The organism is Porphyromonas canoris (assembly GCF_000769115.1).
Classification (GTDB): Bacteria; Bacteroidota; Bacteroidia; order Bacteroidales; family Porphyromonadaceae; genus Porphyromonas_A; species Porphyromonas_A canoris.
Genome location: NZ_JQZV01000008.1, coordinates 1 through 25801, shown reverse-complemented (window position 1 = coordinate 25801; position 25801 = coordinate 1). Strand labels below are relative to the sequence as shown.

Below are 25801 nucleotides of genomic sequence, written 5' to 3'. Positions count from 1 at the left end.
AACAGCATGACAAAACAATCGAACAAACTTAAAGCGTACCGTAAAGAGGGTATATTCTATATTGCACTTATTCTTGCCACTGCTTTACTCTTTGGTTGGATAAGCAGATATACGGATGCCGGACTGTCTCAAGCCGTCGAGAGCCAAGACAACGAGAGTGCGTTTTCTGTTTTTACAGGTTTTGTCAAGCATCATGCCGCGTCCGACTTCGGACTCATGCTGCTTCAGATCATTGTCATTCTGGTTGTGGCAAGAGGATTTGCATGGCTCTTTACAAAAGTAGGACAGCCTGCCGTCATCGGAGAGATCATTGCAGGTATTGCATTGGGTCCTTCTATCTTAGGGCTTATAGCCCCCGGCTTGTTCACCAAACTCTTTCCGGTAGAAAGCATAGACAGCATTGCGCTGTTGAGTCAGTTCGGTCTCATCCTCTTCATGTTCGTTATAGGGATGGAGCTTGATCTGTCCGAAATAAAAAAGAGATTCAGACAGACCGTCGTCATATCCCATGCCGGCATCATCATACCTTTTATACTTGGAGCGGTGGCGGCGGTAGGGCTGTACGGACGATACGCTTCGGAAGAGACTCCTCTGCTTCCGTTTGTGCTTTTCATCGGTATTTCGATGAGCATTACCGCTTTTCCCGTCCTTGCACGTATCCTTCAAGAGCGAGGGAAAATGAAGAGTAACCTCGGCATCATCACACTTGCAAGTGCCGCCAATGGTGATATTACCGCATGGTGTCTCCTTGCAATGATCTTAGCCATCTCCCAAGCAGGATCGGCTGCCAGCATTGTCTTCACCTTATTATTTGCTGCACTCTATCTTTTAGCCATGTTCCTGCTCATCAAACCACTCTTTAAGGTTATCGGGAATGCCTATACCAATACGGAGATTGTAGGCAAAGGCGTGGTCTCTCTACTCTTTCTCACCATGCTGGTCTCCGCTTATGTTACCGAGCTTCTTGGGCTTCATGCTCTTTTCGGAGCATTTATAGCCGGAGTGATTATGCCCGAAGATCACAAGTTCCGTCGCATTATTACCGAAAAGGTGGAAGACGTAGCGCACTCTATCTTCTTGCCTCTGTTCTTTGTTGTATCCGGATTAAGGACGGAGATCGGTCTTCTCAACAGCTGGGAGCTATGGTTTGTAACGCTGCTTCTCATTCTTGTGGCGGTAGTAGGTAAACTTGGTGGTTCTTACATCGCAGCCAGGGTTGTGGGAGAGAATGTCAAGGATAGCCTCTATCTCGGAATACTGATGAACACCAGAGGTCTTATGGAACTTGTAGTGCTCACTATGGGATTAGAGTTGGGTATCATCCCTCCTGTTGTTTTTGCCATGCTTGTTCTCATGACTTTGGTAACCACTTTCATGACCACCCCTACAGTATCTCTCATAGACGCCATCTACAAACGAATAGAAAAAGTAAAGCAGAGACGGATTGCCGGAGTACTGCATGTCTTCTTCTCTTTCGGACGGACAGAGACCGGTATGGCTATGATCTACACTCTGCACAGCCTTCTCAAAAAGAGGGTGCATAGCGCCGACATCATGGCTCTGCACATGACTGTCGGAAGTGATATAAACCCCATTCAGGCAAGCGCATTCAAGGAAGCGAGCTTCAAAGAGCTGAACAGCTACAAAAAAGAAAACGATATTAAGGTGGAAGAGCTGTATGAAGTCACGGACAATCCCGTTAAGACCATACTGAAACGATCCGAAGAGAGCGAAGCACAACTGCTTCTCGTCGGTGTCGGACACAATCTCTCTGCCCACCCGGACGATAAACAGGTAAGATACCTGGAGGATAAATACAAAGCAAAATTCAAGCTGGGCTCTCCCATCCTTACCGCTCTGTTCAATACCCAACTCCTGCGAGAGAAGACCTCTATCTTTATCAAGGAGCACAAGGGTAATGTCGGTGTGTTGATGGACAAGGGCTTCAAATCCGTCTCCGACAGAGTTCTCATTATCAAGGAAAGCCCTGAAGCATCGGAGCAGACCCGTGAAAGATACCAAAAGCTCATATCCGCCCTTGCAGATGCAAGCTTTGTCCGCTCTGCGGTAGAGTTTTCATCATTGGAAGCAAAAGAGGATGAGCTGAAAAAGTATGACCTTGTAGTTCTGTCGCAAACCACTTGGGAGAAACACTTTGAAGCCTCTCCCGCTCTCATACAACAGCTACCTACCACTCTTATTCTATATCCTAAATCCGACATATAGTAAGCCATGTTAAAGATCTTCGACAGAGAACACATACGCAATATAGAGGAAAATGCCAGAACCGGTTCCAAGATCATCTCTACCAGTACGCTGTATGAGACGATGGGGAATGCGTTTTGTAACCAGTTCAACAGAATGTTCAACGACCAGCGCAAAGTGATTGTCTTTGCCGGTCCATCCCAAAATGGTGCCATCGCACTTGCCATCGCTCGCATACTGTTCAGCATGAACAGAAGTGTGGATGCCTTTCTCCTCAATCCGGGACTCTCTTTAAGCGAAGAGGTTACAATCAATAAGACCAAGCTCCAACAGTGCGGATGTTACTTCATGGAGTTCAACTCCTCCTTCCGTCCACCCCGTCTTTCCGAAAACGACATCGTGATAGACGGACTCTTCGGATCCGAATTGGAAGTCCCCATAGAGGGGGATATGGAGCACGTGGTACACTATCTCAACAGCAAGGCACACACCATCGTCTCGGTGGATATGCCCTCCGGTCTGTTCCCTCAAGACAATTCGCACAACAACCCGGACAATATCATCCGTGCTCATCACACCTTTACATTCCATGGAGCGAAGCTCTCACTCCTCCTGTCGGACAACGAAAAGTATGTGGGCAAATGGCGTGTGATCAACTGCGGATTGGAAGAAGATCATCCGCAGAAGAATATCAAGAACTTCATATTTACCACTTCGGACTTAGACAACAACCTTGACTCCAGAGGCACGTTCTGCGACAAAAGAGACTTCGGACACGTTGCTCTCATAGCCGGATCGCAAGGAATGATGGGAGCGGCTATACTTGGAGCCAAAGCGTGTATGCGTACAGGCAGCGGACTCATCACGGTACACGTGCCACAAGGAAAAGATAATCTCATCCATACCACTATCCCTGAAGCGATCGTGGAAACAGATAAAAGCCCCACTCACTTCACGGAGATACGAAACGTGAATAAGTATTCCGCCATAGCGATAGGACCCGGACTGGGAACACAGTTCGAGAGTGCCGCCGCTATGGAAAGCCTGCTGAACCAGTACAAGAAGCCCATCATCATAGATGCCGATGCCATCAACATTCTGGCAAGTAACCCTACACTGCTCAACCTGCTCACGCCCGACTCTATCCTTACACCGCATAAAAGGGAGCTGGACAGGCTGGTCGGAGAGTCCGGTTCAGACTATGAGCGTCTCCGGAAAGCCTCGGCATTTGCACAGAAACACAGGGTCTACGTAGTGGTCAAAGGTGCATACACCGCTACGTGTCTGCCTCAAGGCGTGATCATCTTTAACCAAACCGGTAATCCCGGAATGGCTACGGCAGGATCGGGCGATGTGCTTACGGGAATGATGTTAAGCTTTTTGGGACAAGGGTTCGACTCCCTTACCTCTGCCGTCTTTGCGGTATTCATACACGGATATGCAGGGGACAGATATGCCGAATCCAACTGTCAGGAGAGCCTCTTAGCCTCGGACATCATAGATTATATTCCTGTGGTGTTCAAGCACTTCAAGAAGTTGCAAAACTATTACTGATCCATTCAGCCCCATAACGAAGAGGGTGTAGCCGAACAGTAGATCGGCTACACCCTCTTCTCTTTTTATATCCTTCCGAACAGAGACGGCACACATTTTTTCCGGCATGACACTACCTTAAAATCTCGTGAAAATTCTCTCCTTTTTCTCCACCTGAAACAAACTTTTCGGTGGGAGCTTTTATATAAAAACGGAGGGTGGTCTCCGCGGCTTCTCACATGAGATTTTGGGATGAATTTTCCATTTTTGAAGAAGTCATTTTAAGGCAACTTCTTTGTTTACAACCTGATACAACAAAATCGCGAATTTGGAAAAAATCGAATCCGGTAAACGTGTTTAATGAAATCACTAAACGTGTTCGTTGAAAAATTAAACACGTTAAGCCGAAAGAATATGCTCGTTTAGCGTTTTGGGTAAACAGGTATCGGAATTTATGTTAATAAAACAGACTGATTTAACAAATCCGGATCCCCTCTAAAAACAGGGTGGTCGATCAAAATAGAGAGCCGAAAAAAGTGAGCATTTTTCGGTATGAAATATATAAAAATCCTCTCACAACAGAGGGTTCTGAAGGAGAGGAATACGAGCTAAATCCGTATGGCTGTCCGGTAAAAACATCGGGAAAGGGAAAGGTGCGTGCTGTTCCGGAAGATCATCCGGCAGGGGCTGCCGCTCCTCCCACTCTTGATACTGTCGTACCAAAGGATGAGGAAGAAGTGCATCGGGATCAAAAAAAGAGGTATCCGCCTTCTCCTGCCACATGGTATCAAGAAGACGAAAACCTCTCTTATTATAATAAGGTATAAGATCTTCGTTTGCCGGTATAAGTATCGCTTCGCATCTGCCCCACTCTTCCCGCCGGCTCTTTAGCGCAAAGGTCAAAAGGCTGCTCATCAGCCCCTCTCCTCTTCGGGAGGAGTCTGTAACAAGAGCATAGAGATAGGCAACGGGAGGAGCATCGGCTGGCTCCACATAGAGGTACGGTACGGCTTGCAGTGCTGTCACAACGCGGTCTTTTGCCTCATCCACTGCAACAAAAGAGGTCTGCAAAGGGATGGCAACACACTCTACAAAGTGAGAAAAAAGGGAGTGATAAGGCCCGAAAGCCTCCGTCATAAGCTCTATCATCTCCCGACAGTGCGGATGACTCATCCACGATGTATCGGCAGGAATGCGGTAAAAAGAGATTGAGGAGGCGGAGCTATCAGGCATCGGTGTGGATTATGACAATGTTCTTCTCCAAAAGTATATCCGGCTTGTAGGAGAGTTTGGCCTTTCTCAACCCCTCTATTCCCAAGTCTTCTTCCCTGTTGATATAGGTGTATTGTTCCGGGATATGCCGGGCAAACTCACGGTTGATCATTGCAAACGCTTCCGGGATGGCAGGGTCTGCCTTTTCGATGCTGACGTCAAATGTGTTGCAGTTAATAGGCATCCCCATACTAAAAGCCACGATAGAGCCATTCACTCTTATGGCTCCACCGGTAAGTCCGATGGCTTCTTTCTCTCTCAAAGAGCGGCAGATGATCTCTCTCTCGGCATTGATTTCGTCCGTTTTACCGCTAAGGGCAAACCACTTGTTCTCCAACTCCATGCACTCCATTGCGTTGGAGGCGGTGATGGGTTCATAGATATAGTCCGGATAACTCCTTTCAAACTTATTGATGTGATTACGTTTGGACTGCAACTTTTTCCCGGAAAGAGAGCACAATTTTTCTCTTTCGTATATATAGTCGTAGTAGTCTCTGTTCGGGAGCAGGCGGTATCTGTTGGGCAGGATCTCGTCCAACAGCTTCAAAGAAGGCTCCGTGATGCTCATCAGAAGGAGATGCTCGCCATTGGTACAGCAGTCGCACATCATGTCTGCAAATACATCTTTCAGGCTCTCGACCTCTCCGATGGGCATGAGGTACGCAGGTCTTGTACCGCCATCCGTCATGAAACGGACGACCATGGCTCCTTTATGAAAGGCAATCTGTGTTTTATAATGGCTGCTCCAATTGTATAGGTTGGCAAAACTGAGGTCGCAATTCTGGTACGGAGACCCCGATACGACCTCCTGTATACGCTCTTTATCTTGTAGTGTTATGGGATGGAAGGCTATCTTCATTCGTTATCTTTTATAGAATAACTTTCAAAATCAGGCACAAAGATAGTGGTTATTATTGCCTTATCCAACAATATTTTGTACCTTTGTCTCCGTTACGCTAAAAACAAATATTCCACATCCAAACACTCCGAAGGAGGTGAGTGTTAGGCCGTAAAGTTTGCAAGAGTCAGAAAAAAGTGCTTACTTTGCGCTCCCTAATACACGCAATTGATTTATTTTAGTAACAACAATAACGATAGCAACGATGTCAAAAATTTGTCAAATAACCGGGAAAAGAGCGATGGTGGGGAACAACGTTTCTCACTCTAAGAGACGCACCAAACGAGTATTCGATGCAAACCTCTTCGACAGAAAGTTCTACTGGGTAGAAGAAGACTGCTGGATCCGCATCAAGGTATCTGCAGCAGGTTTGAGACTGATCAATAAGATCGGTTTGGATGCTGCTTTAAGAAGAGCAGCTGAAAATGGTACTCTTAGAAAGTACACTCTACTCTAATTTGTCTAATCTATTCACTTTAATCCCGAAAATTACTTATGGCTAAGAAAGCAAAGGGTAATAGAATCCAAGTGATCCTTGAGTGTACTGAGCACAAAGAGAGTGGAATGCCAGGAACTTCAAGATATATTACCACGAAAAACAGAAAGAACACCACTCAAAGATTGGAGCTTAAGAAATACAATCCTATTCTTAAGCGTATGACCCTACACAAAGAAATTAAATAACAACACACGTATAAGCTATGGCAAAGAAAGCAGTGGCGTCCTTCAAAACCGGTGACGGGCGTACATACTCCAAAGTGATTCGTATGGTGAAGTCTCCAAAAACAGGTGCTTACGTATTTGAAGAAGAGATGGTACCTAACGAAAACGTAAAAGAAGCTCTTGCGAAGAAGTAATCTTTTCCGTTCCGAAAACAATACGGATATAGAAAAGAGGAAAGCAATCCGGCTTCAACCCTCCGCTTAAGAAGAATGTAGTGGTAAAGCTTCCGAAAGCTGACCGAGGCTTTACATTTGAATTAAGCAAACTATATACATCAAGAAACAACAAAACAAAACATCAGAAAGATATGTATTTAGATTCAGCTAAAAAAACCGAGCTTTTCGAGAAATACGGCAAAGGTACAACAGATACAGGCTCACCTGAAAGCCAAATAGCTCTGTTCACATTCAGAATCTCACACTTGACAGAGCACCTTAAACGCAACCGCAAAGACTACAACACAGAGCGCTCTCTAAAGAGACTTGTGGGTAAGCGTCGCCGTCTTCTCAATTATCTCATCAAGATTGACATTGAAAGATATCGTGCTATAATCAAGGAACTCGGAATCCGCAGATAATAAGAGGAAAAAGATTTCCTTGACACCTATAAAGCAGTAACAATCTGTTACAACATAAAGAGAGGGTGAGTCAAAATCAAAATATTTGACTTACCCTCTCACTTTACAAGACACAACAGGCAATCAACAGAAACAACACAAACGATATGGAGATACTCTCTCTTACTATTCCTGCCTTGATTTTTACCGGCATCTATTCTCTGATACTCTTGTTCTTTGCCAACAGATGTTTTTCCTGCGCATTCGCAGTGGAAAGTCTTCAAGAGCATGCAGAGAAACATCCCGAACGAAATTACATGCACCGGATACAGAGCCTCCACAAGCAGTTGAGACTGATAAAAGCGATGCAAGGCCTCGGAGCTATAAGCTTTCTGATGTGTGTGATCTCAACAATTGCCACACTCGTGAATATAAGTATGCTGGCAATCTATACATTCTTACTGGCTTTGGTGTTGCTGGCAGCCTCTTTTATTGTCTGCCTATTGGAGATTTGGACTTCCACAAAAGCAACTCAAGCCAATCTGGACCGTCTGTTTATCTCCGAGAAAAGAAAGAGACAGAGAACTGCCGAAAGTAAAACAGAAAGCATCCCAACGAAGAAGCGTCGCAGGCCTGCAAAAAACAGGACAAAACAAGAAACGATAGAACCAGCCGGTAGGAGCAAAGAAAATATTATTCAAAAAAGCACATAGGGTTTGCAGGATTAAAAAAAAGTCTCTATCTTTGCATTCGCTAAACCTCCCAAGGAGAGTGCTATAAAGCATTTGGCCCATTCGTCTATCGGTTAGGACGCAAGATTTTCATTCTTGAAAGAGGGGTTCGATTCCCCTATGGGCTACTAAAAGAAAATAAACTAAAGATCATTAGATAGAAAATTTAGACATGGCAAATCATAAGTCTGCACTTAAAAGAATAAGACAATCGAGAGCACGTCGCTTGCGCAACCGCTACTACGCTCGTACTATGCGTTCTTCTGTTCGCAAGTTCAGAGCTCTTACAGATAAAGCTATTGCACAAGAGAGACTTCCGGAAGTGGTTTCAATGCTTGACAGAATGGCCAGCAAAAGACGTATTCACAAGAATAAAGCTGCCAATCTCAAGTCTAAGCTGACTCGCTTCGCAAATAGCCTATAACAGCATCAAGTAAGAAAACTTTCTTCTTGGCCCATTCGTCTATCGGTTAGGACGCAAGATTTTCATTCTTGAAAGAGGGGTTCGATTCCCCTATGGGCTACTTACAATAAGACAAATACTGGCTTGTTCTCTCGTTGGGAGGACGAGCCTTTTTGTTTGTAAAGGCATTCTACCCTAAAGAAGTAACAACGATCACTCAAGAGAAAACTCTTATGGTATCTCTTTGGAAACTTTTCCGAACATTCTTTGTAATAGGTGGCTTCACCTTTGGGGGAGGTCATGCCATGCTTCCTCTCATACAAGAAGAGATCGTCAGCAAGAAAAAATGGCTGACAGATAAGGAGTTTATAGATCTCTTTGCTGTAGCACAGTCTCTTCCTGGAGTCTTTGCCGTGAATATGTCGATATTTATAGGCTACAAGCTAAGAGGCCCGATAGGAGCAGTGGCTTGTGCTCTTGGGGCAACACTACCATCTTTTCTGATCATTCTTATACTGGCTCTTTTCTTCTCTCAAATCAGAGAGAATGAGTATGTGGAGCGAGTGTTCAAAGGCTTACGTCCGATAGTTGTGGCAATGATAGCTGCTCCAGTATTCCAAACATGGAAAAGACTGCATCTTCCACACACGACAATCTGGATTCCGATAGCTGTTGCCATTGCAGTCTGGTACTTCGGAGTATCTCCCGTGATAGTCATTATTGTAGCCGGAGCTTTGGGCTACATCTATACGGAACATATCCGGAGAAGACTTCATCCCAATAAAGAATAACCGACATGATCTATTTGGAGCTGTTTTACGTCTATCTCAAACTCGGATTCTTTGGCTTTGGCGGAGGGTATGCCATGCTTTCCCTTATACAGGATGAAGTAGTGGTAAAACACCAATGGCTGACCGCTCAAGAGTTTACAGACATTGTCGCCATCTCTCAAATGACTCCCGGACCGATAGGGATCAATAGTGCCACCTACATAGGATACGTTGTTACCGGATCTGTTTGGGGCAGTGTCCTTGCCACGTTGTCGGTAATGCTGCCTTCGTTCCTGCTGGTATTCATCATCTCCTACTCCTTCTCTCGGTTTGCCAACAACAGGCATGTGGAAGCTGTATTCAAAGGGATAAGACCTGCCGCCATCGGGCTTATTGCTGCAGCGGCACTGCTTCTGTGCAACAGCGAAAACTTTATAGACTACAAAAGCATCCTCTTTTTTGCTGTTGCTCTCATCATTACCATTAAGAAACTTTTGCATCCGATTCTTACCATTATTATAGGCGGAATCATAAGTTTTATTGTTTATAGCATATAACGAATTGCTTCATGTTTACAGCACATTATAGTAATGGCAAGGAATTTATACGATTTGATAAAAATAAATTACCAAACTCTTGGTGCAATGAATATAATGAAGTAATTTTGCACCCATAGAAGTATTGTTCAATATATAACTCTCAAAAAAAAGTTATGAAAGCGAAATTTATCAAAGTTGCTTTGGCTGCTATTTTCACAGTAGCTTTGGCTTCTTGTACAGGTAACAAGTCTGCAGAAACTACAACTGAAGAAACAGTTGCTCCTGTAGAAGTAGTAGAAGTAGTAGAAACTCCGACAGATAGCCTTGCTACTTGCGAAGGTAAGGAAAACTGCGAGCACAAAGAAAACTGCGAAGGTAAAGAAAACTGCGAGCACAAAGAAGGCGAAGCAGACTGCTGCAAGGACAAGAAGTAAGACTTAAAACAAGATCTCTAAGATCTGTTTTGGAATAAGAGAAGCGGAATGCGATAATATCGTAGTTCCGCTTTTCTTTTACCCTAAAAAGTCCTCTGTTATGGAGAGACAGCTCTTGGGGAAAGAAGACGAAGATAAAGACCTTATCTTCGGAAGTGATACAAGAAACAGACAACAGCAAATGAAAAAATTCATCTTAATACTCTCCCTCTGCCTGATCTCCTTTGTGGTTCACGCGCAATCCGATCCGAAGACAGACAAGCAGATAGCTTCGATCCGAGCGGCATATAATAAAGCAACGCAAATGGCGATGCACTCCGCAGCGAAGAAAGATAAAGAGAACTGCATGACGCTGACCATGTCTCGCAATATGCCGGGCAGCGGACTGTCGCGACTCACTACGGAGTTTTTCTTCATTCCCGGTACGGATGAGGAACATCCCTTCAATGAGCTTTATCTCGTCCGCACGTCTTGGAACTACGGAACGGAAAAGTTTTACCGCGAATTTCTATTCGACCCCAAGAGCGGCGATCTGTTGTTTTCCTATTACAAGGGCAACGAGACAGAAAGCAATGCCTCCTCCGAAAGTCTGCCGGCAAGTGTCGAGAGGCGGATCTACTACGCCGGGACAAAAGCCATCCGGTACACCACTATCACGACACCTTTGGATCCTCAGACCCGAAAGCCTCTTCCGAACGGGGCAAAGCAGAAGCAAGAAGGAGCAAAGCCGCTGCCAAAGCTTCTTTGGGATGATGCGGAAATCTCCCGATCGTTCTATGACACCTTCAACAATGTCTCCAATGTCGAATTCTAAACGCCTTATCTCATGAAGCAAACCGCTCTTTTTCTCCTTCTTTTCGCGCTTTCTTTTGCCGTTCATGCTCAGCCCTCTGCCGTCAAGACGCACATTCAAAAGGTTGAAAAGATCCGCAAAGCTCTTGCTGAAACCATTCGACAGTCGAAAGACGAGCCTCATGTCATCAACGTCATGGAGATAAATCTCCGGAGCAGATCTCCCGAAGGAGAGATCATTCAGGAGAAAGTAAAATGTTTTTTCGGGCTTGAATGGGAAAGCACACTCAAGGAAAGAGGGATCGAAACGGCAGGAATTCCGGGATGTAAGTTCATCTACTTTCCTTATCTGATTCGCAGGGAGTGGAGTGTCGAGAATGAAAAATTCACCTATGAATACCTGTTCGACAACTCGGACACGCCTCATCTCATCCACGCTCACTATGCCGTAACCGATCTTGCCACCGGCGCTCCTCATCAGGAAGTGCACAACTATTACAATCACGATGGACTTCTGTGGGGAGAGAGCCGCGAGTTTGATCCGGAGACACATCAGGTAGTGCTGACCACCGAGTCCGTATCCATCGACAGCGACCTCACCGGAGCAGCCTTCGAGCTACGTTTCGCCACCCTCTTTGCCAAGACTCTTCAGAAGTTCGCTTGCAATATTCGCTGACGTTTCCGGCTGAAGAAACGGACAAATACTGAAGTAAAAAGAGCAGTTTTTCGCTTGACAAAAGTGGGGAACTGCTTTTATAATATGCTCCCAACAGCTTTCCGAGTCCGAAGTTTGAAATATAGAATTGTTCATTATCAATCCAACTTTTCATCAAGCACTTTTCAGGTATTAGTCCGTTGCCTCCAAAATTTTCATTGCTCCCTTTCGGAGCAGTTCTGCGTGCCTGCCAGGCAGAAATAGAAAAAGGGCTGCCTCCCTTCTGATTCGGGAAGCAGCCCTTCGTGTTGAAGATATTTTCTTACGGTCTGTTACATCATTCCGCCCATACCTTGCGGCATGGCAGGCATGGCAGGCTCTTCGGACTTGATGTCGGTAATGACGCACTCGGTTGTGAGGAACATACTGGCGATGGATGCGGCATTTTCAAGAGCAACGCGGGTAACCTTTGTGGGGTCGATGACGCCGGCTTCGTACAGATTGACGAACTGCTCTGTGCGAGCGTTGTAGCCGTAATCGGCTTCGTGTTCTTTCACTTTCTGAACGATGACTGCTCCTTCTTTTCCTGCATTTGCCACGATCTGACGAAGAGGTTCTTCGATGGCACGTCTGATGATCTCTATTCCAGTGTTTTCGTCATCGTTCTCACCCTTGAGACCTTCGAGAGCTTTCGCGGCACGGATGTAAGCGATACCGCCTCCGGGCACTGTTCCCTCTTCCACAGCGGCACGGGTTGCGCTCAGAGCATCCTCTACCCGGTCTTTCTTCTCCTTCATTTCCACTTCGGAAGGTGCGCCGACGTAAAGGACAGCCACACCGCCGGAAAGTTTGGCAAGACGTTCTTGTAGCTTTTCACGATCGTAGTCGGACGTAGTAGAGTCCATTTGAGCACGTATCTGAGCCACTCTTGTTGCGATGTCTTCTTTGGATCCTGCACCGTTTACGATAGTGGTGTTATCCTTGTCGATCGTAACTTTTTCTGTCGTGCCAAGCATCTCCATGGTTGCGGAGTCGAGCTTGAGACCCTTCTCTTCAGAGATAACGGTACCGCCGGTAAGGATGGCGATGTCTTCCAACATAGCCTTGCGTCTGTCTCCATAACCCGGAGCTTTCACGGCACATATCTTGAGAGAACCGCGGAGACGGTTCACCACAAGGGTTGCCAACGCTTCACTCTCGATGTCTTCGGCAATGATAAGAAGAGGTTTGCCTGTCTGTACCACCTGCTCAAGGATAGGAAGAAACTCCTTGAGAGTGGAGATCTTCTTGTCTGTGATAAGAAGATATGGGCTGTCGAACTCTACGGTCATCTTCTCTGTATTGGTCACGAAGTAGGGAGAGATGTATCCTTTGTCAAACTGCATACCTTCCACCACCTCTACCGTGGTCTCTATTCCTTTCGCCTCTTCCACTGTGATGACGCCCTCTTTCTTTACCTTGCGCATCGCTTCCGCAATGAGAGCACCGATCTTCTCGTCTCCATTGGCAGAGATCTTTGCTACGTGTTCGATCTTAGCCAAGTCGTCGCCGATCTCTTTGGACTGTGAGCGAAGATGCTCCACAACCTTCTCCACCGCTTTATCTATACCGCGCTTGAGATCCATCGGATTGGCTCCGGCAGCAACGTTCTTCAATCCCACCCCGATGATGGCTTGTGCAAGCACGGTAGCTGTCGTTGTTCCGTCTCCGGCATCATCGTTGGTCTTGGAAGCCACCTCTTTCACAAGCTGTGCTCCCATGTTTTCAAACGGATCTTCCAGCTCGATCTCCTTCGCAACAGATACACCGTCCTTGGTGATGTGCGGTGCGCCGAACTTCTTATCCAATATCACGTTGCGTCCCTTGGGACCGAGTGTTACCTTCACTGCATTGGCAAGAGCGTCCACACCTCTCTTTAGCAGGTCTCTTGCTTCTATATCGAATTTAATGTCTTTTGCCATGTCTTTATCTGATTCTGTTTATCTGTTCTTTCATTACTTCTCTACCACTGCAAGTACATCGGACTGCTTCATGATAAGCAGCTTTTCGCCACCGAACTCGATCTCTGTTCCGGCATACTTTCCATACAGTACTTCATCACCCACAGCCAGTACCATCTCTTCATCCTTAGTGCCTTGGCCTACGGCTTTCACTACTCCTCTCAGAGGTTTTTCCTTTGCACTGTCCGGAATGATAATGCCTGAAACTGTCTTCTCTTCTTGAGCAGAAGGTAGGATCACTACTCTATCTGCAAGCGGTTTAATGTTCATAGATTTTGAATATTATGTTATTTAAGTTTTATGTCTATCGTCTTACTTCTCCAAATGTATGCCACCGGCTCAAAGCGGAAACTAACATGACGGTTCTGTCAGTCCCCGTGCCACTCCGGGAACAAAGCACTCCATCACTCTTGCTCCTGCCTTCGAGCGAAGTGTCAATGCATGGCAAGATGCCGGAACAAGTATCGTGCTTCCCATCTTGTATGAGCATTTCTGTCCGTCTGCTTCCAGCTCCACATCTCCCTCCACTACCATGCAGACCGTGAAAGAGTCTCTTTCGGCAAGGGAGATATGTATCTCTTCTCCCCGAAGCTGAACGATAGAGGTGATAAAGTATGGCGACTCCACAACCTGCCTATGCTCGGACAGAGCGGGAGACATATCGTATTGCGTGCGATAGTCTGACGATACCGAATAGTCTATGACATCCTTGGCAAGCTCCGTGTGCAACTCTCTCTCGTTCCCGTCCGCATCTTTCCTTTTGTAGTCGTATATCCTGTAAGTGATGTTGCTGTTCTGCTGTATCTCCGCCACCAGACAGCCGCTGCAGATGGCATGGACACGTCCGGCAGGAAGGAAGAAAAGGTCTCCCTTGTTTACCCGATAGCTTGCCAACGCATCGGCAATGGTACCATCTTCGGATCTTACCACAAACTCCGTTTCGGAGATCTTCTCTCTGAAGCCGGTCTTTAGCGTAGCATCCGGAGCAGCATCCACCACATACCACATCTCCGTTTTACCAAAAGAGTGGTGTCTCTGCTGGGCTATCTCATCGTTCGGATGCACCTGTATGCTCAGGTCGGCTGCTGCATCTATGTATTTAATAAGGAGGGGGAAGTTGTCTCCATACCTTTCGTACACCTGCCTGCCCAGCAGTTCCGATCCGTATTCCGAGATCAGATCCGAAAGCAATCGTCCTTTAAGAGATCCTTCGGCTACTACCGAGATACTTCCCGGAATGAGTGAAATCTCCCAGCTCTCCCCTATCTTCTTCTCCGAAGAGGGCAGTCCCTTGAATGGTTCGAGCCTGTGTCCACCCCAGATAATCTCTTTCAGGATGGGAACGAACGTCAGCGGATAAAGTTTATTATTGTTCATGACTCTCTTTTAGCTTTAGTTTGATACAAAAATGGGGTGCTTCTCCCTCTGCGGAAGAGATCATTACGGCATATCCCTGCCCCGATGGAGCATAGTGCGTGATAAGCTCTGCACCGTGGGCTGCCTCTGCTATGAAGTGAATATCCACTTCTTGAACCTCTCGGCGGAGTACTTCGTCCACCGGTAGAGTGTTCATTGCCATCGTTACCCAAATGGCACTGTTCACATGGTTGTTGATGTCCAGATCGGAGTATCTCACCTTATGATCAAGCCCCACAACCTTACTCTCCTCTTCTTCTATTCCCCATACGCTCCGGACCGGCACAGGCATCTCCACCCCTTCCGGTGCAGATACCACCACTTCTTTGGTCAGAATATGGGTGAGCGGGATAGCTCTTCTGGACTGCATATCCATAGCCACCCAGTAGCTCGTTGCGGTACAGATGAGCTTCTCTCCCTGATGCACCATGAAGTTACGAGTAGTCTTCACTGCCCCTACATCTGTCACGAATGTGGTTATTTTGAATGAGGCATCATGGTTTAACGGCTGCTCGAAATGTATGGAAAGGCGATGCAATGCCCAAGTATAACCTTGCTCCTGCAACTTCATCACGCCAAATCCGTAGCGATTGGCATGAAGTCCGGCCGTGTGAATAAGTCTGCTCACCAGCTTGCTCAAGGGAAAGCGACCTGCGGCATCCAGATGAAACGTCCAAAGCTGAAACTCCTCTTGTATGACGTAAGGAGCAATTTCGGTAGAAATCATAAGCGATACTGTTTTTTTGATTCTGCTCCGACAAATTTACATAGAAAAGATGTTTCTTCAACGAGCATATTCTTTCGGCTTAACGTGTTTAATTTTTCAATGAACACGTTTACCGATTTCATTAAACACGTTTACCGGATTCGATTAACGTGTTTAGAATTTTTAGCTATAGTACTGACAGATAACTGTTTATGCTTTTCTGCCTCTTTTTTGCTCTTTTTTGCCCTAAAAGTGCATTAGAATTTATTTACAAATAATGGTGTTAAAATTCACCTATATTAACTCGAAAACAGCCCTTGAATCCGACCAAGGAGAGCGTTGATCCGAAATTCGCGATTTCTCATACCGCATTGGCTTCAAGCAGATTAAGGCACATTTCTCCCATTTACCTCTAAAAATCCGCAATGAGATACTCTGCTTCGGAGGGCGAAACCGGGAGACCGTTTTTATATAAAAGCTCCCTGAAAAACCTCTCCCGAAAGAGTGCAGCCGGACAATATCTATTAGACAATAAATAACTATCTTTAGCGATATTATTTCAGATCAACAGAGATGAGCGGTATCATTAAAAGCATTCTGGACACAGACTTGTACAAGTTTACCACAGGGTATGCGTACTCCAAGCTGTTCCCACGCGCAAAAGGAGAGTTTCGTTTTGTGGATAGAGACGAAGTGGTCTATCCCAAAGGATTTGATACACTGGTGAGAGAAGAGATACAGAAGATGTCTCTCCTCTGCCTCACTCCCGAAGAGGAGACTTTCCTCTACAAAATGCTCCCCTATCTGCCTCCGACCTATATAGACTTCCTGAAAGGGTACAGATACAATCCGGAAGAGATAGAGGTCTGGATGGATGAGAAGAATCACCTGCATATCGTAGCCAGCGGACTTCTCTACCGCATCACCATGTGGGAAACGCCCATACTGGCTCTTGTCTCCGAACTCTATTTCAGAGTAACGGGAGCCACTCCGGACTGGGTTCATATTCGGAACGAGACCCGAAGGAAGGCAGAAGAGATAGCCAAACACGAGATACAGACTTCGATATTCGGCATGAGACGCCGGTTCAGCTCCGAAGTGGAAGACAAGGTAACAAGCATCCTGAAAGAGCATGCCGGCAACTATCTCTTCGGTACATCCAATGTCTACTACGCCATGAAGCACAACCTGCGAGTATCGGGTACGCATCCTCACGAGTGGATACAGTTTCACGGAGCGATATTCGGCTACAAGATGGCAAACTACATGGCTATGGAGCACTGGATAGATGTTTATGATGGAGATTTGGGCACAGTCCTCACAGATACCTATACCACCGATGTCTTCATGCGAAACTTCTCGAAAAAACATGCCATGCTCTTCACCTCCATAAGGCACGACAGTGGCGACCCGTTCGGATTCGTGGAAAAAGCGATCTCCAGATACAAAGAGCTTCGTGTGGATCCGCAGATCAAGTATATCGTATTCTCGGACAGCCTCAACATAGAAAAGGCAAAGAAGATCAAAGCATACTGCTCCGGCAGGATAGGTGCCACGTTCGGTATAGGGACGAACCTGACAAATGATGTCGGGAACGGCATCAAACCGCTCAACATAGTGATGAAGCTGTTCCGCTGCCAGATTACCTCCTCTCAACCATGGTATAACTGTGTCAAGCTTTCTGATGTCGATGGAAAGCATACCGGCGACAAGGGCGAGATAGAGCTGGCACAACGCACGCTGCTGATAGGCATGCCTTGAGACCCGTACGGCTAAAACGAAACAGCCGATGCAGGCGACCTCTCTTTTGTATTACCTAATCAAAAACAGATACTTATGAGTAAAACTTCCTCTTCCGACGATCCGATAAAAGGATTACCGGAAAATGCTTTCAGAGAACTCAAGCCGGGAGAAGAGTACGTCCCGGTAGTGCCGGAACACAAGTCTATTCCGGATGTAACGGTTTGGTCTGTACTCTGGGGTGTGCTTATGGCTGTGATATTCAGTGCAGCCGCTGCCTATCTGGGACTAAAGGTAGGACAGGTGTTTGAAGCCGCAATCCCCATTGCCATCATTGCCGCCGGACTGTCGTCTGCAACCAAGAGAAAAAATTCTCTGCACGAGAATGTCATTATTCAATCTATCGGTTCAGCCTCCGGAGTGGTAGTGGCAGGAGCCATCTTTACGCTGCCTGCCATCTACATCTTGCAAGAGAAGTATCCGGAAATGACCGTGAACTTCTTGCAGATCTTTATCTCTTCCCTGCTTGGAGGAGTATTGGGTATCCTGCTTCTGATACCTTTCCGCAAATATTTTGTCAAGGAGATGCACGGGAAATATCCGTTCCCCGAAGCCACTGCTACCTCTCAAGTGTTGATCTCGGCAGAGAAAGGCGGTGCACAAGCCAAGCCTCTTCTTTTGGCAGGTATTATCGGTGGGCTCTACGACTTCCTTGTCTCCACTCTTGGGCTGTGGCACGAAGAGATATCTTCCCGTATGGTGAGCATGGGTAACGCCATAGCGGACAAAGCCAAGCTGATATTCAATATCAATACAGGGGCTGCGGTGCTCGGTCTTGGGTTTATAATAGGTCTGAAGTACTCCTTTATTATATGTGCCGGCTCGTTCCTGATATGGTACATCATCGTTCCGGCTATGTCTCTGATCTATCCGGACACACTCCTTACGTTTGGAGACCCGAACATAACTGTACCTGTTGGAAGCATGTCGCCCGAAGAGATCTTTAAGATCTATGCCCGGAACATTGGTATAGGGGGTATCGCCACTGCCGGAATCATAGGTATCATAAAGAGTAGAAAGATTATCGTATCTGCCCTTGGACTTGCAGCGAAAGAGATGAAGAGTAAGCCGGAAGCATCCGCCGGTGCTGCAGCGACAGCAGAGAAGAGGATAGATAAGGATATACCGATGAAGATTATTGCATGGGGTACTATTCTGGCTCTTGGTGTTACGGGGATATTCTTCTATCTCGGTGTTGTTCAAAATCTGATGCATGCCGTAGTGGCTCTGCTTTTGGTGGCAGTTATCGCATTCCTGTTCACTACCGTTGCGGCAAATGCAACAGCCATCGTAGGTTCCAATCCGGTATCGGGCATGACCCTTATGACCCTTATCCTGGCTTCTCTTATCTTAGGAGTGGTCGGACTTAAAGGTCCTCACGGCATGGTCTCCGCTCTTATCATCGGAGGTGTAGTGTGTACGGCACTCTCTATGGCGGGCGGATTCATCACCGATCTCAAGGTTGGGTATTGGCTTGGAGTATCTCCGAAGTCGCAAGAGAGTTGGAAGTTTTTGGGCACTCTCGTCTCTGCCGCTACGGTAGGAGGGGTTATCATGGTGTTGAACAAGACCTACGGTTTCACCTCCGGTGCTCTTGCGGCTCCTCAAGCCAATGCAATGGCTGCGCTGATAGAACCGATGATGCAAGGAGCTTCGGCAAAGTGGGCGTTATACGGCATCGGAGCCGCTATTGCTCTCGTTCTCAACTTTGCAAAAGTGCCGACACTTCCTTTTGCTTTGGGTATGTTTATTCCGCTCCAACTCAATACTCCTCTGCTTGTAGGCGGTCTTGTGAGCTGGTTTGTAGGTAGCAGAAGCAAAAATAGCGACCTCAACAAGGAGCGTGTAGAGAAAGGAACTCTCATAGCTTCCGGATTCATCGCCGGAGGTGCTCTCATGGGTGTGGTAAGCGCAATACTCAGATACTACGAGGTGAATATCTTCCAAACAGAATGGAACGCCAATCCTTGGTCTCAAGCATTGACCGTACTGATGTACTTTGCCATCATATTCTTCTTCGTGAAGATCTCTCTTAGGGTGAAAAGTAAACACTGATCGATAAATAAGGGCGGATAGAAAAATCTATCCGCCCTTTCTATATAATTATATATGTACATAACCGAAGCAAAACCGGAGCATATCCCCGAAATATTGCGAGTACTGAATGCGGCTCGTATCTTTATGTGTCGGAATGGGAATCCTACTCAATGGGCAGAGGGCTACCCGTCTAAAGCGATGATAGAGGAGGATATCCGTCTGGGAGTAGGGTATGTCATCTTAGAGACAGAGCAGTCGGGGCAGCCCTCCGGGTACTTTGTCCTGATGGATGGACCGGATCCGACCTACTCCGAGATATACGATGGGGCTTGGTCTTACGATAAACCTTATGGCGTTATTCACCGTCTGGCTTCGGATGGTTCGCTTAGAGGGATTGCCTCTGCCGTTTTTGACTTTGCTGCCTTCCGCTATCTCTATCTCCGCATAGATACACACCGGGACAACGCCGTACTGCAACAGATCTTGAAACAACACCTTTTCGCCTATTGCGGTATCATATATCTGGCAAATGGTTCTCCCCGATTGGCATTCGACAAACTGCTCTCCCCCTAAAAACTACATTCTTCTCATCCGACAAGAGATCTTCTCACACAATAAGACAAAAATATCCCTCTATCTATTGCTTGAATAAAAAATATCCCTTACCTTTGCATCGCAAAAATGGGATAACCATTGGAGAGATGGCAGAGTGGTCGATTGCGGCGGTCTTGAAAACCGTTGAGGTGAGAGCCTCCGGGGGTTCGAATCCCTCTCTCTCCGCCAGAAGGTTTCAAAAGGGTTTCACAACCCCATTCAAAATAGCCTTCAAAATATAGATAATCGTTGTAAAATCAAGGTTTTACAACGATTTTTCTTTGTATATATCCCTATCTGCTGACGGCTAACCCCTATACTTTGNAGCCTTCAAAATATAGATAATCGTTGTAAAATCAAGGTTTTACAACGATTTTTCTTTGTATATATCCCTATCTGCTGACGGCTAACCCCTATACTTTGATAGTCACATTTCGGTCAAGTACTGCTACATTTACTGCTACACAAATTATTTGTCTTCAAAAAATGTAGCAGTGACCGATAAATGAATACCAATCTGACGGCATCAATGTTTTCTATATCAGATAATTATGTAGAACTTTGTAGCAAGATTGCTACACAAAACAATGATGCGTATGAAGCAGAATTTTAAGGTATCCTTTTACCTACGCTCGAATTACGAAAACAAAGAGGGAAAATCGCCCGTGATGCTNTGCTACACAAAACAATGATGCGTATGAAGCAGAATTTTAAGGTATCCTTTTACCTACGCTCGAATTACGAAAACAAAGAGGGAAAATCGCCCGTGATGCTACGTGTGTTCCTGGGTGGAGAAATGGCAAACTTTGGCTCTACAAAGATTTTTGTAGACAAGGCGCTATGGAACAATACCACCAGCCGACTCAAAGGTCGTACGGCTGACGTACTAACCGCCAATGCTGCACTCGACGGCATTTCTCACACCCTCAATAGTATTTATCGCAAGTTGGAAGACGATGAGTCACTCTCTATGGATAAAATCCGCTCCTTCTATTGCGGAAAGACCAAGGAGTACAAAGAGTTCCTCCCTGTCTTCGACTCATTTATCGATGATGTAAAACAGCGTGTCGGGAAAACCATCAGCAAAGACAGCCTCCAAAAGTACAGCGTGCTTCGCAGACACTTCTTTGAGTTTCTCAAACACAAGTATGCTCGCAAGGATATTGGGCTGACCGAACTGACTCCTGCCGTAATGCAAGACTTCGAATTGTATCTTAGCACCGTCGCAGGTTGCTCTTACAACACAACCGTCAAGAAGATGAAGACGCTCAAGACGATTACCATCTATGCCCAAAAGCGTGGCATCTTGATACACGACCCCTTCCTCAATCATCGCTTCCACTTGGAGCCAGTCAATCGTGGCTTCTTGACCGATGAGGAAATCCTCAGCATCGCCAACAAAGACTTTGGGCTGAAACGCTTGGAGTTGGTGCGTGACATCTTCATCTTCTCTTGCTTCACAGGACTGGCTTATATCGATGTGGCCAACCTCACGCCCGACCACATCGTCACGATGGGCGACAAGCAGTGGATTATGACGCAACGTCAAAAGACCAGCGTATCCACCAACGTTCTCCTCCTCGACATTCCCAAGAGTATCATCGAGAAGTATGGCGAGCAGACTTATCGTGATGGCAAGCTTNCGTCAAAAGACCAGCGTATCCACCAACGTTCTCCTCCTCGACATTCCCAAGAGTATCATCGAGAAGTATGGCGAGCAGACTTATCGTGATGGCAAGCTTTTCCCGATTTTGTCGAACCAAAAGACCAACTCCTATCTCAAAGAGATTGCCGACCTCTGTGGCATCAAGAAGAACTTGACCTTTCACCTCGCCCGCCACACCTTTGCGACCATGTCGCTCTCCAAAGGTGTGCCTATCGAAAGCGTGTCGAAGATGTTAGGGCATACCAACATCAAGACTACGCAAATCTATGCCCGTATTACGAACAAGAAGATTGAACACGATATGGAGCAGCTCGCAGGCAAGCTCGATAAGTTCAACTCNACCAACATCAAGACTACGCAAATCTATGCCCGTATTACGAACAAGAAGATTGAACACGATATGGAGCAGCTCGCAGGCAAGCTCGATAAGTTCAACTCGGCGATGGGCATCGCTAAGTAACACTTGTATTACCTAAAATCAAAAAGACATTATGAATCCAACAAAGAAAGAGCTTTCTTACTTCCGCCTGAAGTTAGAAGCCTACCTCAGTGACTATCACCCCGAGTTAATGGCCGACACCGCTTTTATTGCCGCTCGTGCCGATGCTGCACTTACGGTTTACGCTGATGCCGTGGCACAGGGCTTCTCCCACCTCGAAGCCGAGGCGATATCCAGCGAAGTCCTTTATCAAGGGCTACACTTCTCTAAGCACAACACCCTCGTGTCTATCTTAGAGAATGAGTTCAGCGAGGAACTTCCCGAACCTCTACCCGAAGAGTTGGCTCCCATTCTGCTTGGTAACAAGTTTATCCAAGCCGTATTCGCTAAGTACGACCTCACGGACGATTTTGACAGCAGCACCGAGTACGACCTCCTCTACACCGAACTCACAGGTACGATTGTCGAGCTTATCGAAAACAGCAACTTGCCTACAGTGAAGAAGGTGGATACATCGAAGTAACACGTAACCTTAATCCTATCGGGAGCATTGGAGCATCAAGAGCCAAGATATACACTCCGCCCCACACGCCAAGGGGCAAGCCCTCGTCTTTGGTGGTCGGACTATCTTGGGCTCGCTCTTGAAACTCTAAAATGCTCCCAGATATGAATACTCAAGTTATGAATCACGATGTCCACAGCCCCATCTTCATTCGGGCGAAGTCTACTAACGATAAGCCACAGACAGCCAAGCCTGCCNCACGATGTCCACAGCCCCATCTTCATTCGGGCGAAGTCTACTAACGATAAGCCACAGACAGCCAAGCCTGCCCGTAGCATCGACTGGCGACGCATCATTGAGCTGACACTTCTGCTCTCGCTCGTGGTCGCAGCCGTCTACTTCATCGCCAAGCTTGTTACACCCCAAGTCGTAACCGTCATTGGCATCTTCGTGGGCTTCTTGGTGCTGCGGTTCGTGGTAAAGACCATTCTGCAAATCACATTCACCATCCTCGGCTATCTCTTTTGGTTAGCCATCTTGGCGGCGATACTAGTTTGCATCTTCTAATCTGAGATAATCATCTTGACGGGTGGCGGGCTCTTCGGAGCTTGCCACCTTTTTTATTTTCGCTCTTTGGCTTTGCACTTCTGCTTCTTCATCCTCCGTTCCACTTATTGCGTAGCAGATGGATGCTGTTTCTTTTTCATCGCAAAGGTAGTGTGGGGCTTGGGCTACCCCAAGGTCAAGCCTACGGTTGGGCTGGAAAATCTCCACACTTGCGTTTCGCTCTGCTTCGCTCCAGGTAGTATTTTCCGCCCAAACCTTGTGTCGCTCCTCGCCCCCTACCTCTGTTTCGCTCGAAAAAAGGAATCAGCATACTCCGATCTTTGGACGCATAAAAAAAAATGTCACTATGGATAAGCAGAAAGTAAAAACAACATCTCCGATGAACAGAAAAGGATATAGCTCCTCCTCTCATTACCGCATAAGTTCGGGGGCTGGGGCGAGTGAGAGAGCCGTGGCGACTAAGTTCGTGCAGTGGGAAGTACAACCCTTGGAAAACCTGAGTAGCTGTAAAGCCTACCTCCTGAGAGAACAACTCAATCGTGGCGAAGCGATGAGCCGTGAGGACAAGGATTGGCTATGCGAAGCCGTGAACAGCAACACCTATTTCCGCACCGCCGTACCCGTGATGGGCTACCGATTTGACTTTTTCGATGTGCTGAAAAAGTACTTGGTCAATCAATACGGACATTGGGCAGAGTACTATGCCCCCAACCGCACCAGCCTACGCAAGTACCTCTACGGACGCATCAATCAAATCGTAGAAATTCCTAAATACTAAGACGACTATGGCATATTACGCATTCTATCAAGACCGCAAGGTTACCTGCTGGGAACGCACACACTTTGATGTGCAAGCAGACACTTACGAAGAAGCCCTCGCTATGATTAAATCGTGGGGTGGCGAAGATGTAGCTCTGTGGGAGGACGATGAAAAGGTTATTATCACAGAGGGGGAAACTCTCTATGAAACGAGTGAAGCCCTATCTCCCGAGGACAACCACGGACGAGCCACGATAGAAGTCTTTGACCCAAGTGGCGAGACCATAGCAGACAACGCAAACCTAACAAAACGATAACACCACTATGGCAAATATATGCACCAACCTATTCTACGCATCAAGCGACAGAGCGGAAACGATAGACGCAATCCGAGCATTCATTGAGGAGAACTTCCCCAATGATTGGTACGAGCAAGACGATGACTTTCAAATAGAAGCTGAGCTATACAGTCGTTGGGACTTCCCTCAGAGCCTATTTGAGGACTTGAGTAATAGCCTAAGCGAAGATAACACCCTCTATATGCGTTACCTATCGCACGAGTTATGTAATGAGTATGCTTGCCTATCCGTGTACCGAGATGGCGAGTGGGCAGTAGGAATATAATCCGCCAAAAACAGCACGACAATGAAAGGAACAGAACAATTCACACGCACCATAGCTGAGTATCTTAATGGCAGAGCAGCGACAGACCCTCTGTTTGCTCCTAACTNAAAACAGCACGACAATGAAAGGAACAGAACAATTCACACGCACCATAGCTGAGTATCTTAATGGCAGAGCAGCGACAGACCCTCTGTTTGCTCCTAACTTGGCAAAGCCCCACAAGAACATCGAGGACTGCATCACTTACATCTTACAGCAGGTACAGCAGAGCGGTTGCAACGGCTTTGAAGATGATGAAATCTATTCAATGGCGGTGCATTACTACGATGAAGACGATTTAGAAGTCAGTAGCCGTATCAACTGCAATGTGGTGGTCAATCACACCATAATCCTTACCGAAGAAGAGAAAGCCGAAGCACGCAAGCAGGCGATACAGCAGTACCAAACCGAGGAGCTACGCAAGTTGCAAGAGCCGAAGCGAGTGAAAGCCAAGACAAGCACCGACAGCGACCCCATACCTCAACCCTCTCTATTTGATATGTAAGCCTATGAAACCGAGAAATAAGTTTGAGCAAGCCGTCATCGCTCAGAGTAAACACCTTCGCCTCATTACGAAGGCACAAATGCAGTGGGCATTCCGTGAGTGTATTGACCACTATGCCTACCGACTACCCAAGGGCAAAACCACTTGTATGGATTGTGGGCATTCGTGGCAGATGGATATACCGAGCAGGCATTGTACCTGTCCCCAATGTGGGGCAGGCTTGCAGGTGGCAACCACAAGGGCGAGGAAGTTACAGCAGCGACAATACTTCACAGTGCTGACCACTTAGGGTGGGTATCAAGTCTTGCGTATGTACCTCCTTATCGTGGGTATGGAGAAAGGCTACCGAGCCATGTCCTCTGTGATGGAGATTGGGCAGTATTGGTGGAGCGAGAGCGGACGACAGACCATTGTGGCGATACATCGGACTTTGGGGCGGTATATAGATAGCTTTGCCTACTATTCGCCTATGGCTATCCGCAGAGATAACGAAGCCTATCAATGTGTTGCCCATTGTCCCCTATACCCCAAGACTAAGACAATAGACACCCTCCGCAGGAACGGCTTTGCAGGCGAGTGCCACGACATCGCCCCTAATATACTTATCCCTGCCCTCCTCACAGACAGCCGTGCCGA

At 46.8% G+C, this 25801-nt stretch carries 30 protein-coding genes, 3 tRNA genes and 2 pseudogenes; 28 read left to right on the top strand and 7 right to left on the bottom strand.

Going from position 1 to position 25801, the window contains the following annotated elements:
- Positions 1-6: 6 nt before the first annotated feature.
- Together HQ43_RS03865 and HQ43_RS03860 are read left to right on the top strand one after the other, a co-directional pair.
- The gene (locus HQ43_RS03865; protein ID WP_052103059.1) at positions 7-2226 is read left to right on the top strand and encodes a cation:proton antiporter; all 2220 of its coding nucleotides are present in this window, start codon (positions 7-9) and stop codon (positions 2224-2226) included.
- 6 nt (positions 2227-2232) lie between these two features.
- Positions 2233-3759 (top strand): NAD(P)H-hydrate dehydratase, encoded by a 1527-nt coding sequence (locus HQ43_RS03860; protein WP_036789951.1) that lies wholly within the window; start codon positions 2233-2235, stop codon positions 3757-3759.
- Between the two features lie 552 nt (positions 3760-4311).
- On the opposite strand, the gene HQ43_RS03855 is transcribed toward HQ43_RS03860, so the two are convergent.
- Together HQ43_RS03855 and HQ43_RS03850 are read right to left on the bottom strand one after the other, a co-directional pair.
- Positions 4312-4971 (bottom strand): GNAT family N-acetyltransferase, encoded by a 660-nt coding sequence (locus HQ43_RS03855; protein ID WP_036789949.1) that lies wholly within the window; start codon positions 4969-4971, stop codon positions 4312-4314.
- On the bottom strand, positions 4964-5869 hold the full coding sequence (locus HQ43_RS03850; protein WP_036789947.1) for a DUF2156 domain-containing protein: 906 nt from the start codon (positions 5867-5869) through the stop codon (positions 4964-4966). The genes HQ43_RS03855 and HQ43_RS03850 overlap by 8 nt, the downstream gene beginning before the upstream one ends.
- 244 nt (positions 5870-6113) lie before the next feature.
- On the opposite strand from HQ43_RS03850, the gene rpmB reads away from it, so the two are divergent.
- From rpmB to HQ43_RS03790, 13 genes are all read left to right on the top strand, one after another.
- Positions 6114-6365: a 50S ribosomal protein L28 gene (gene rpmB / locus HQ43_RS03845; RefSeq protein ID WP_036789944.1), complete on the top strand. Its 252-nt coding sequence runs from the start codon at positions 6114-6116 to the stop codon at positions 6363-6365.
- 38 nt (positions 6366-6403) lie between these two features.
- The gene (gene rpmG / locus HQ43_RS03840; RefSeq protein WP_036789941.1) at positions 6404-6592 is read left to right on the top strand and encodes a 50S ribosomal protein L33; all 189 of its coding nucleotides are present in this window, start codon (positions 6404-6406) and stop codon (positions 6590-6592) included.
- A 17-nt stretch (positions 6593-6609) separates the two neighbouring features.
- Entirely contained in the window at positions 6610-6765 is a 156-nt protein-coding gene (locus tag HQ43_RS09650; RefSeq protein ID WP_081964535.1) for a DUF4295 domain-containing protein, read from the top strand.
- A gap of 173 nt (positions 6766-6938) precedes the next feature.
- On the top strand, positions 6939-7208 hold the full coding sequence (gene rpsO / locus HQ43_RS03835) for a 30S ribosomal protein S15 (protein WP_036790177.1): 270 nt from the start codon (positions 6939-6941) through the stop codon (positions 7206-7208).
- Positions 7209-7354: 146 nt separating this feature from the next.
- The gene (locus HQ43_RS03830; protein ID WP_052103058.1) at positions 7355-7900 is read left to right on the top strand and encodes a DUF2721 domain-containing protein; all 546 of its coding nucleotides are present in this window, start codon (positions 7355-7357) and stop codon (positions 7898-7900) included.
- Between the two features lie 74 nt (positions 7901-7974).
- Positions 7975-8046 (top strand) — tRNA-Glu (locus HQ43_RS03825).
- A gap of 44 nt (positions 8047-8090) precedes the next feature.
- Positions 8091-8342, top strand: a complete 252-nt coding sequence (rpsT, locus tag HQ43_RS03820; protein ID WP_036789939.1) for a 30S ribosomal protein S20 — start codon at positions 8091-8093, stop codon at positions 8340-8342.
- A 28-nt stretch (positions 8343-8370) separates the two neighbouring features.
- Positions 8371-8442, top strand: a tRNA-Glu gene (locus tag HQ43_RS03815).
- Positions 8443-8554: 112 nt separating this feature from the next.
- Positions 8555-9112 carry a chromate transporter gene (locus tag HQ43_RS03810; RefSeq protein ID WP_036790172.1) on the top strand — a complete coding sequence of 186 codons (558 nt, stop codon included), beginning with the start codon at positions 8555-8557 and terminating at the stop codon, positions 9110-9112.
- A 5-nt stretch (positions 9113-9117) separates the two neighbouring features.
- Positions 9118-9648, top strand: coding sequence for a chromate transporter (locus HQ43_RS03805; RefSeq protein WP_036789936.1), 531 nt, complete (start codon positions 9118-9120; stop codon positions 9646-9648).
- Positions 9649-9803: 155 nt separating this feature from the next.
- Positions 9804-10064, top strand: a complete 261-nt coding sequence (locus HQ43_RS03800) for a hypothetical protein (protein WP_036789934.1) — start codon at positions 9804-9806, stop codon at positions 10062-10064.
- A 100-nt stretch (positions 10065-10164) separates the two neighbouring features.
- Positions 10165-10878, top strand: a complete 714-nt coding sequence (locus HQ43_RS03795) for a hypothetical protein (RefSeq protein ID WP_036789931.1) — start codon at positions 10165-10167, stop codon at positions 10876-10878.
- 12 nt (positions 10879-10890) lie between these two features.
- On the top strand, positions 10891-11532 hold the full coding sequence (locus HQ43_RS03790; RefSeq protein WP_036789928.1) for a hypothetical protein: 642 nt from the start codon (positions 10891-10893) through the stop codon (positions 11530-11532).
- Positions 11533-11843: 311 nt separating this feature from the next.
- Here HQ43_RS03790 and groL read toward each other — a convergent pair whose 3' ends face one another.
- From groL to HQ43_RS03770, 4 genes are all read right to left on the bottom strand, one after another.
- Entirely contained in the window at positions 11844-13472 is a 1629-nt protein-coding gene (gene groL / locus HQ43_RS03785; protein ID WP_036789926.1) for a chaperonin GroEL, read from the bottom strand.
- A gap of 33 nt (positions 13473-13505) precedes the next feature.
- Complete coding sequence (locus tag HQ43_RS03780; RefSeq protein WP_036789922.1) at positions 13506-13781, bottom strand: co-chaperone GroES; 276 nt, start codon at positions 13779-13781, stop codon at positions 13506-13508.
- An 81-nt stretch (positions 13782-13862) separates the two neighbouring features.
- Positions 13863-14888: a type I phosphomannose isomerase catalytic subunit gene (locus HQ43_RS03775; RefSeq protein WP_036789918.1), complete on the bottom strand. Its 1026-nt coding sequence runs from the start codon at positions 14886-14888 to the stop codon at positions 13863-13865.
- Complete coding sequence (locus HQ43_RS03770; protein WP_052103057.1) at positions 14878-15654, bottom strand: acyl-[acyl-carrier-protein] thioesterase; 777 nt, start codon at positions 15652-15654, stop codon at positions 14878-14880. The genes HQ43_RS03775 and HQ43_RS03770 overlap by 11 nt, the downstream gene beginning before the upstream one ends.
- A 552-nt stretch (positions 15655-16206) precedes the next feature.
- Here HQ43_RS03770 and pncB point away from each other — a divergent pair.
- From pncB to HQ43_RS09640, 7 genes and pseudogenes are all read left to right on the top strand, one after another.
- Positions 16207-17394 carry a nicotinate phosphoribosyltransferase gene (gene pncB / locus HQ43_RS03765; protein WP_036789915.1) on the top strand — a complete coding sequence of 396 codons (1188 nt, stop codon included), beginning with the start codon at positions 16207-16209 and terminating at the stop codon, positions 17392-17394.
- A 75-nt stretch (positions 17395-17469) separates the two neighbouring features.
- Positions 17470-19488 (top strand): OPT family oligopeptide transporter, encoded by a 2019-nt coding sequence (locus tag HQ43_RS03760; RefSeq protein ID WP_036789912.1) that lies wholly within the window; start codon positions 17470-17472, stop codon positions 19486-19488.
- Between the two features lie 54 nt (positions 19489-19542).
- Positions 19543-20043, top strand: a complete 501-nt coding sequence (locus HQ43_RS03755; protein WP_036789908.1) for a hypothetical protein — start codon at positions 19543-19545, stop codon at positions 20041-20043.
- Positions 20044-20165: 122 nt separating this feature from the next.
- Positions 20166-20253 (top strand) — tRNA-Ser (locus HQ43_RS03750).
- Positions 20254-20761: 508 nt separating this feature from the next.
- Positions 20762-22064, top strand: a pseudogene (locus HQ43_RS09645) (site-specific integrase); the annotation flags it as partial.
- A gap of 157 nt (positions 22065-22221) precedes the next feature.
- Entirely contained in the window at positions 22222-22692 is a 471-nt protein-coding gene (locus tag HQ43_RS03735) for a DUF1896 family protein (protein ID WP_036789903.1), read from the top strand.
- Positions 22693-22860: 168 nt separating this feature from the next.
- Positions 22861-23238 (top strand): hypothetical protein, encoded by a 378-nt coding sequence (locus HQ43_RS09640; RefSeq protein WP_235305940.1) that lies wholly within the window; start codon positions 22861-22863, stop codon positions 23236-23238.
- Here HQ43_RS09640 and HQ43_RS03725 read toward each other — a convergent pair.
- Positions 23221-23445, bottom strand: a complete 225-nt coding sequence (locus tag HQ43_RS03725; protein WP_036789898.1) for a hypothetical protein — start codon at positions 23443-23445, stop codon at positions 23221-23223. The two genes, HQ43_RS09640 and HQ43_RS03725, sit on opposite strands and share 18 nt — an antisense overlap.
- A 139-nt stretch (positions 23446-23584) precedes the next feature.
- Between HQ43_RS03725 and HQ43_RS03720 the strand changes: the two genes are divergently transcribed.
- The 6 genes and pseudogenes from HQ43_RS03720 to HQ43_RS03700 all read left to right on the top strand — a co-directional run.
- Positions 23585-24016 carry a hypothetical protein gene (locus HQ43_RS03720; protein WP_036789896.1) on the top strand — a complete coding sequence of 144 codons (432 nt, stop codon included), beginning with the start codon at positions 23585-23587 and terminating at the stop codon, positions 24014-24016.
- Positions 24017-24023: 7 nt separating this feature from the next.
- A complete protein-coding gene (locus HQ43_RS03715; protein WP_036789894.1) occupies positions 24024-24314 on the top strand; it encodes a hypothetical protein in 291 nt (96 codons plus the stop codon).
- A 7-nt stretch (positions 24315-24321) separates the two neighbouring features.
- Positions 24322-24621 carry a hypothetical protein gene (locus HQ43_RS03710; protein WP_036789893.1) on the top strand — a complete coding sequence of 100 codons (300 nt, stop codon included), beginning with the start codon at positions 24322-24324 and terminating at the stop codon, positions 24619-24621.
- A 21-nt stretch (positions 24622-24642) separates the two neighbouring features.
- Entirely contained in the window at positions 24643-24780 is a 138-nt protein-coding gene (locus HQ43_RS10020; protein ID WP_162531386.1) for a Cas9 inhibitor AcrIIA9 family protein, read from the top strand.
- On the top strand, positions 24743-25165 hold the full coding sequence (locus HQ43_RS03705) for a PcfK-like family protein (protein ID WP_036789890.1): 423 nt from the start codon (positions 24743-24745) through the stop codon (positions 25163-25165). The genes HQ43_RS10020 and HQ43_RS03705 overlap by 38 nt, the downstream gene beginning before the upstream one ends.
- A gap of 4 nt (positions 25166-25169) precedes the next feature.
- Positions 25170-25801, top strand: a pseudogene (locus HQ43_RS03700) (PcfJ domain-containing protein); the annotation flags it as partial.

Excerpts from the sequence above, each read along its gene's own strand:
- HQ43_RS09650 (WP_081964535.1), top strand. The coding sequence starts at position 6,610 with ATGGCAAAGAAAGCAGTGGCGTCCTTCAAAACCGGTGACGGGCGTACA.
- rpmB (WP_036789944.1), top strand. The coding sequence starts at position 6,114 with ATGTCAAAAATTTGTCAAATAACCGGGAAAAGAGCGATGGTGGGGAAC.
- pncB (WP_036789915.1), top strand. The coding sequence starts at position 16,207 with ATGAGCGGTATCATTAAAAGCATTCTGGACACAGACTTGTACAAGTTT.
- HQ43_RS03810 (WP_036790172.1), top strand. The coding sequence starts at position 8,555 with ATGGTATCTCTTTGGAAACTTTTCCGAACATTCTTTGTAATAGGTGGC.
- groL (WP_036789926.1), bottom strand. The coding sequence starts at position 13,472 with ATGGCAAAAGACATTAAATTCGATATAGAAGCAAGAGACCTGCTAAAG.
- HQ43_RS03720 (WP_036789896.1), top strand. The coding sequence starts at position 23,585 with ATGGATAAGCAGAAAGTAAAAACAACATCTCCGATGAACAGAAAAGGA.
- HQ43_RS03775 (WP_036789918.1), bottom strand. The coding sequence starts at position 14,888 with ATGAACAATAATAAACTTTATCCGCTGACGTTCGTTCCCATCCTGAAA.
- HQ43_RS03735 (WP_036789903.1), top strand. The coding sequence starts at position 22,222 with ATGAATCCAACAAAGAAAGAGCTTTCTTACTTCCGCCTGAAGTTAGAA.
- HQ43_RS03715 (WP_036789894.1), top strand. The coding sequence starts at position 24,024 with ATGGCATATTACGCATTCTATCAAGACCGCAAGGTTACCTGCTGGGAA.
- rpsO (WP_036790177.1), top strand. The coding sequence starts at position 6,939 with ATGTATTTAGATTCAGCTAAAAAAACCGAGCTTTTCGAGAAATACGGC.
- HQ43_RS03855 (WP_036789949.1), bottom strand. The coding sequence starts at position 4,971 with ATGCCTGATAGCTCCGCCTCCTCAATCTCTTTTTACCGCATTCCTGCC.
- HQ43_RS03795 (WP_036789931.1), top strand. The coding sequence starts at position 10,165 with ATGGAGAGACAGCTCTTGGGGAAAGAAGACGAAGATAAAGACCTTATC.
- HQ43_RS03760 (WP_036789912.1), top strand. The coding sequence starts at position 17,470 with ATGAGTAAAACTTCCTCTTCCGACGATCCGATAAAAGGATTACCGGAA.
- HQ43_RS03830 (WP_052103058.1), top strand. The coding sequence starts at position 7,355 with ATGGAGATACTCTCTCTTACTATTCCTGCCTTGATTTTTACCGGCATC.
- rpsT (WP_036789939.1), top strand. The coding sequence starts at position 8,091 with ATGGCAAATCATAAGTCTGCACTTAAAAGAATAAGACAATCGAGAGCA.
- HQ43_RS03860 (WP_036789951.1), top strand. The coding sequence starts at position 2,233 with ATGTTAAAGATCTTCGACAGAGAACACATACGCAATATAGAGGAAAAT.
- HQ43_RS03705 (WP_036789890.1), top strand. The coding sequence starts at position 24,743 with ATGAAAGGAACAGAACAATTCACACGCACCATAGCTGAGTATCTTAAT.
- HQ43_RS03770 (WP_052103057.1), bottom strand. The coding sequence starts at position 15,654 with ATGATTTCTACCGAAATTGCTCCTTACGTCATACAAGAGGAGTTTCAG.
- HQ43_RS03865 (WP_052103059.1), top strand. The coding sequence starts at position 7 with ATGACAAAACAATCGAACAAACTTAAAGCGTACCGTAAAGAGGGTATA.
- rpmG (WP_036789941.1), top strand. The coding sequence starts at position 6,404 with ATGGCTAAGAAAGCAAAGGGTAATAGAATCCAAGTGATCCTTGAGTGT.
- HQ43_RS03790 (WP_036789928.1), top strand. The coding sequence starts at position 10,891 with ATGAAGCAAACCGCTCTTTTTCTCCTTCTTTTCGCGCTTTCTTTTGCC.
- HQ43_RS03805 (WP_036789936.1), top strand. The coding sequence starts at position 9,118 with ATGATCTATTTGGAGCTGTTTTACGTCTATCTCAAACTCGGATTCTTT.
- HQ43_RS03850 (WP_036789947.1), bottom strand. The coding sequence starts at position 5,869 with ATGAAGATAGCCTTCCATCCCATAACACTACAAGATAAAGAGCGTATA.
- HQ43_RS03780 (WP_036789922.1), bottom strand. The coding sequence starts at position 13,781 with ATGAACATTAAACCGCTTGCAGATAGAGTAGTGATCCTACCTTCTGCT.
- HQ43_RS03710 (WP_036789893.1), top strand. The coding sequence starts at position 24,322 with ATGGCAAATATATGCACCAACCTATTCTACGCATCAAGCGACAGAGCG.
- HQ43_RS03800 (WP_036789934.1), top strand. The coding sequence starts at position 9,804 with ATGAAAGCGAAATTTATCAAAGTTGCTTTGGCTGCTATTTTCACAGTA.
- HQ43_RS03755 (WP_036789908.1), top strand. The coding sequence starts at position 19,543 with ATGTACATAACCGAAGCAAAACCGGAGCATATCCCCGAAATATTGCGA.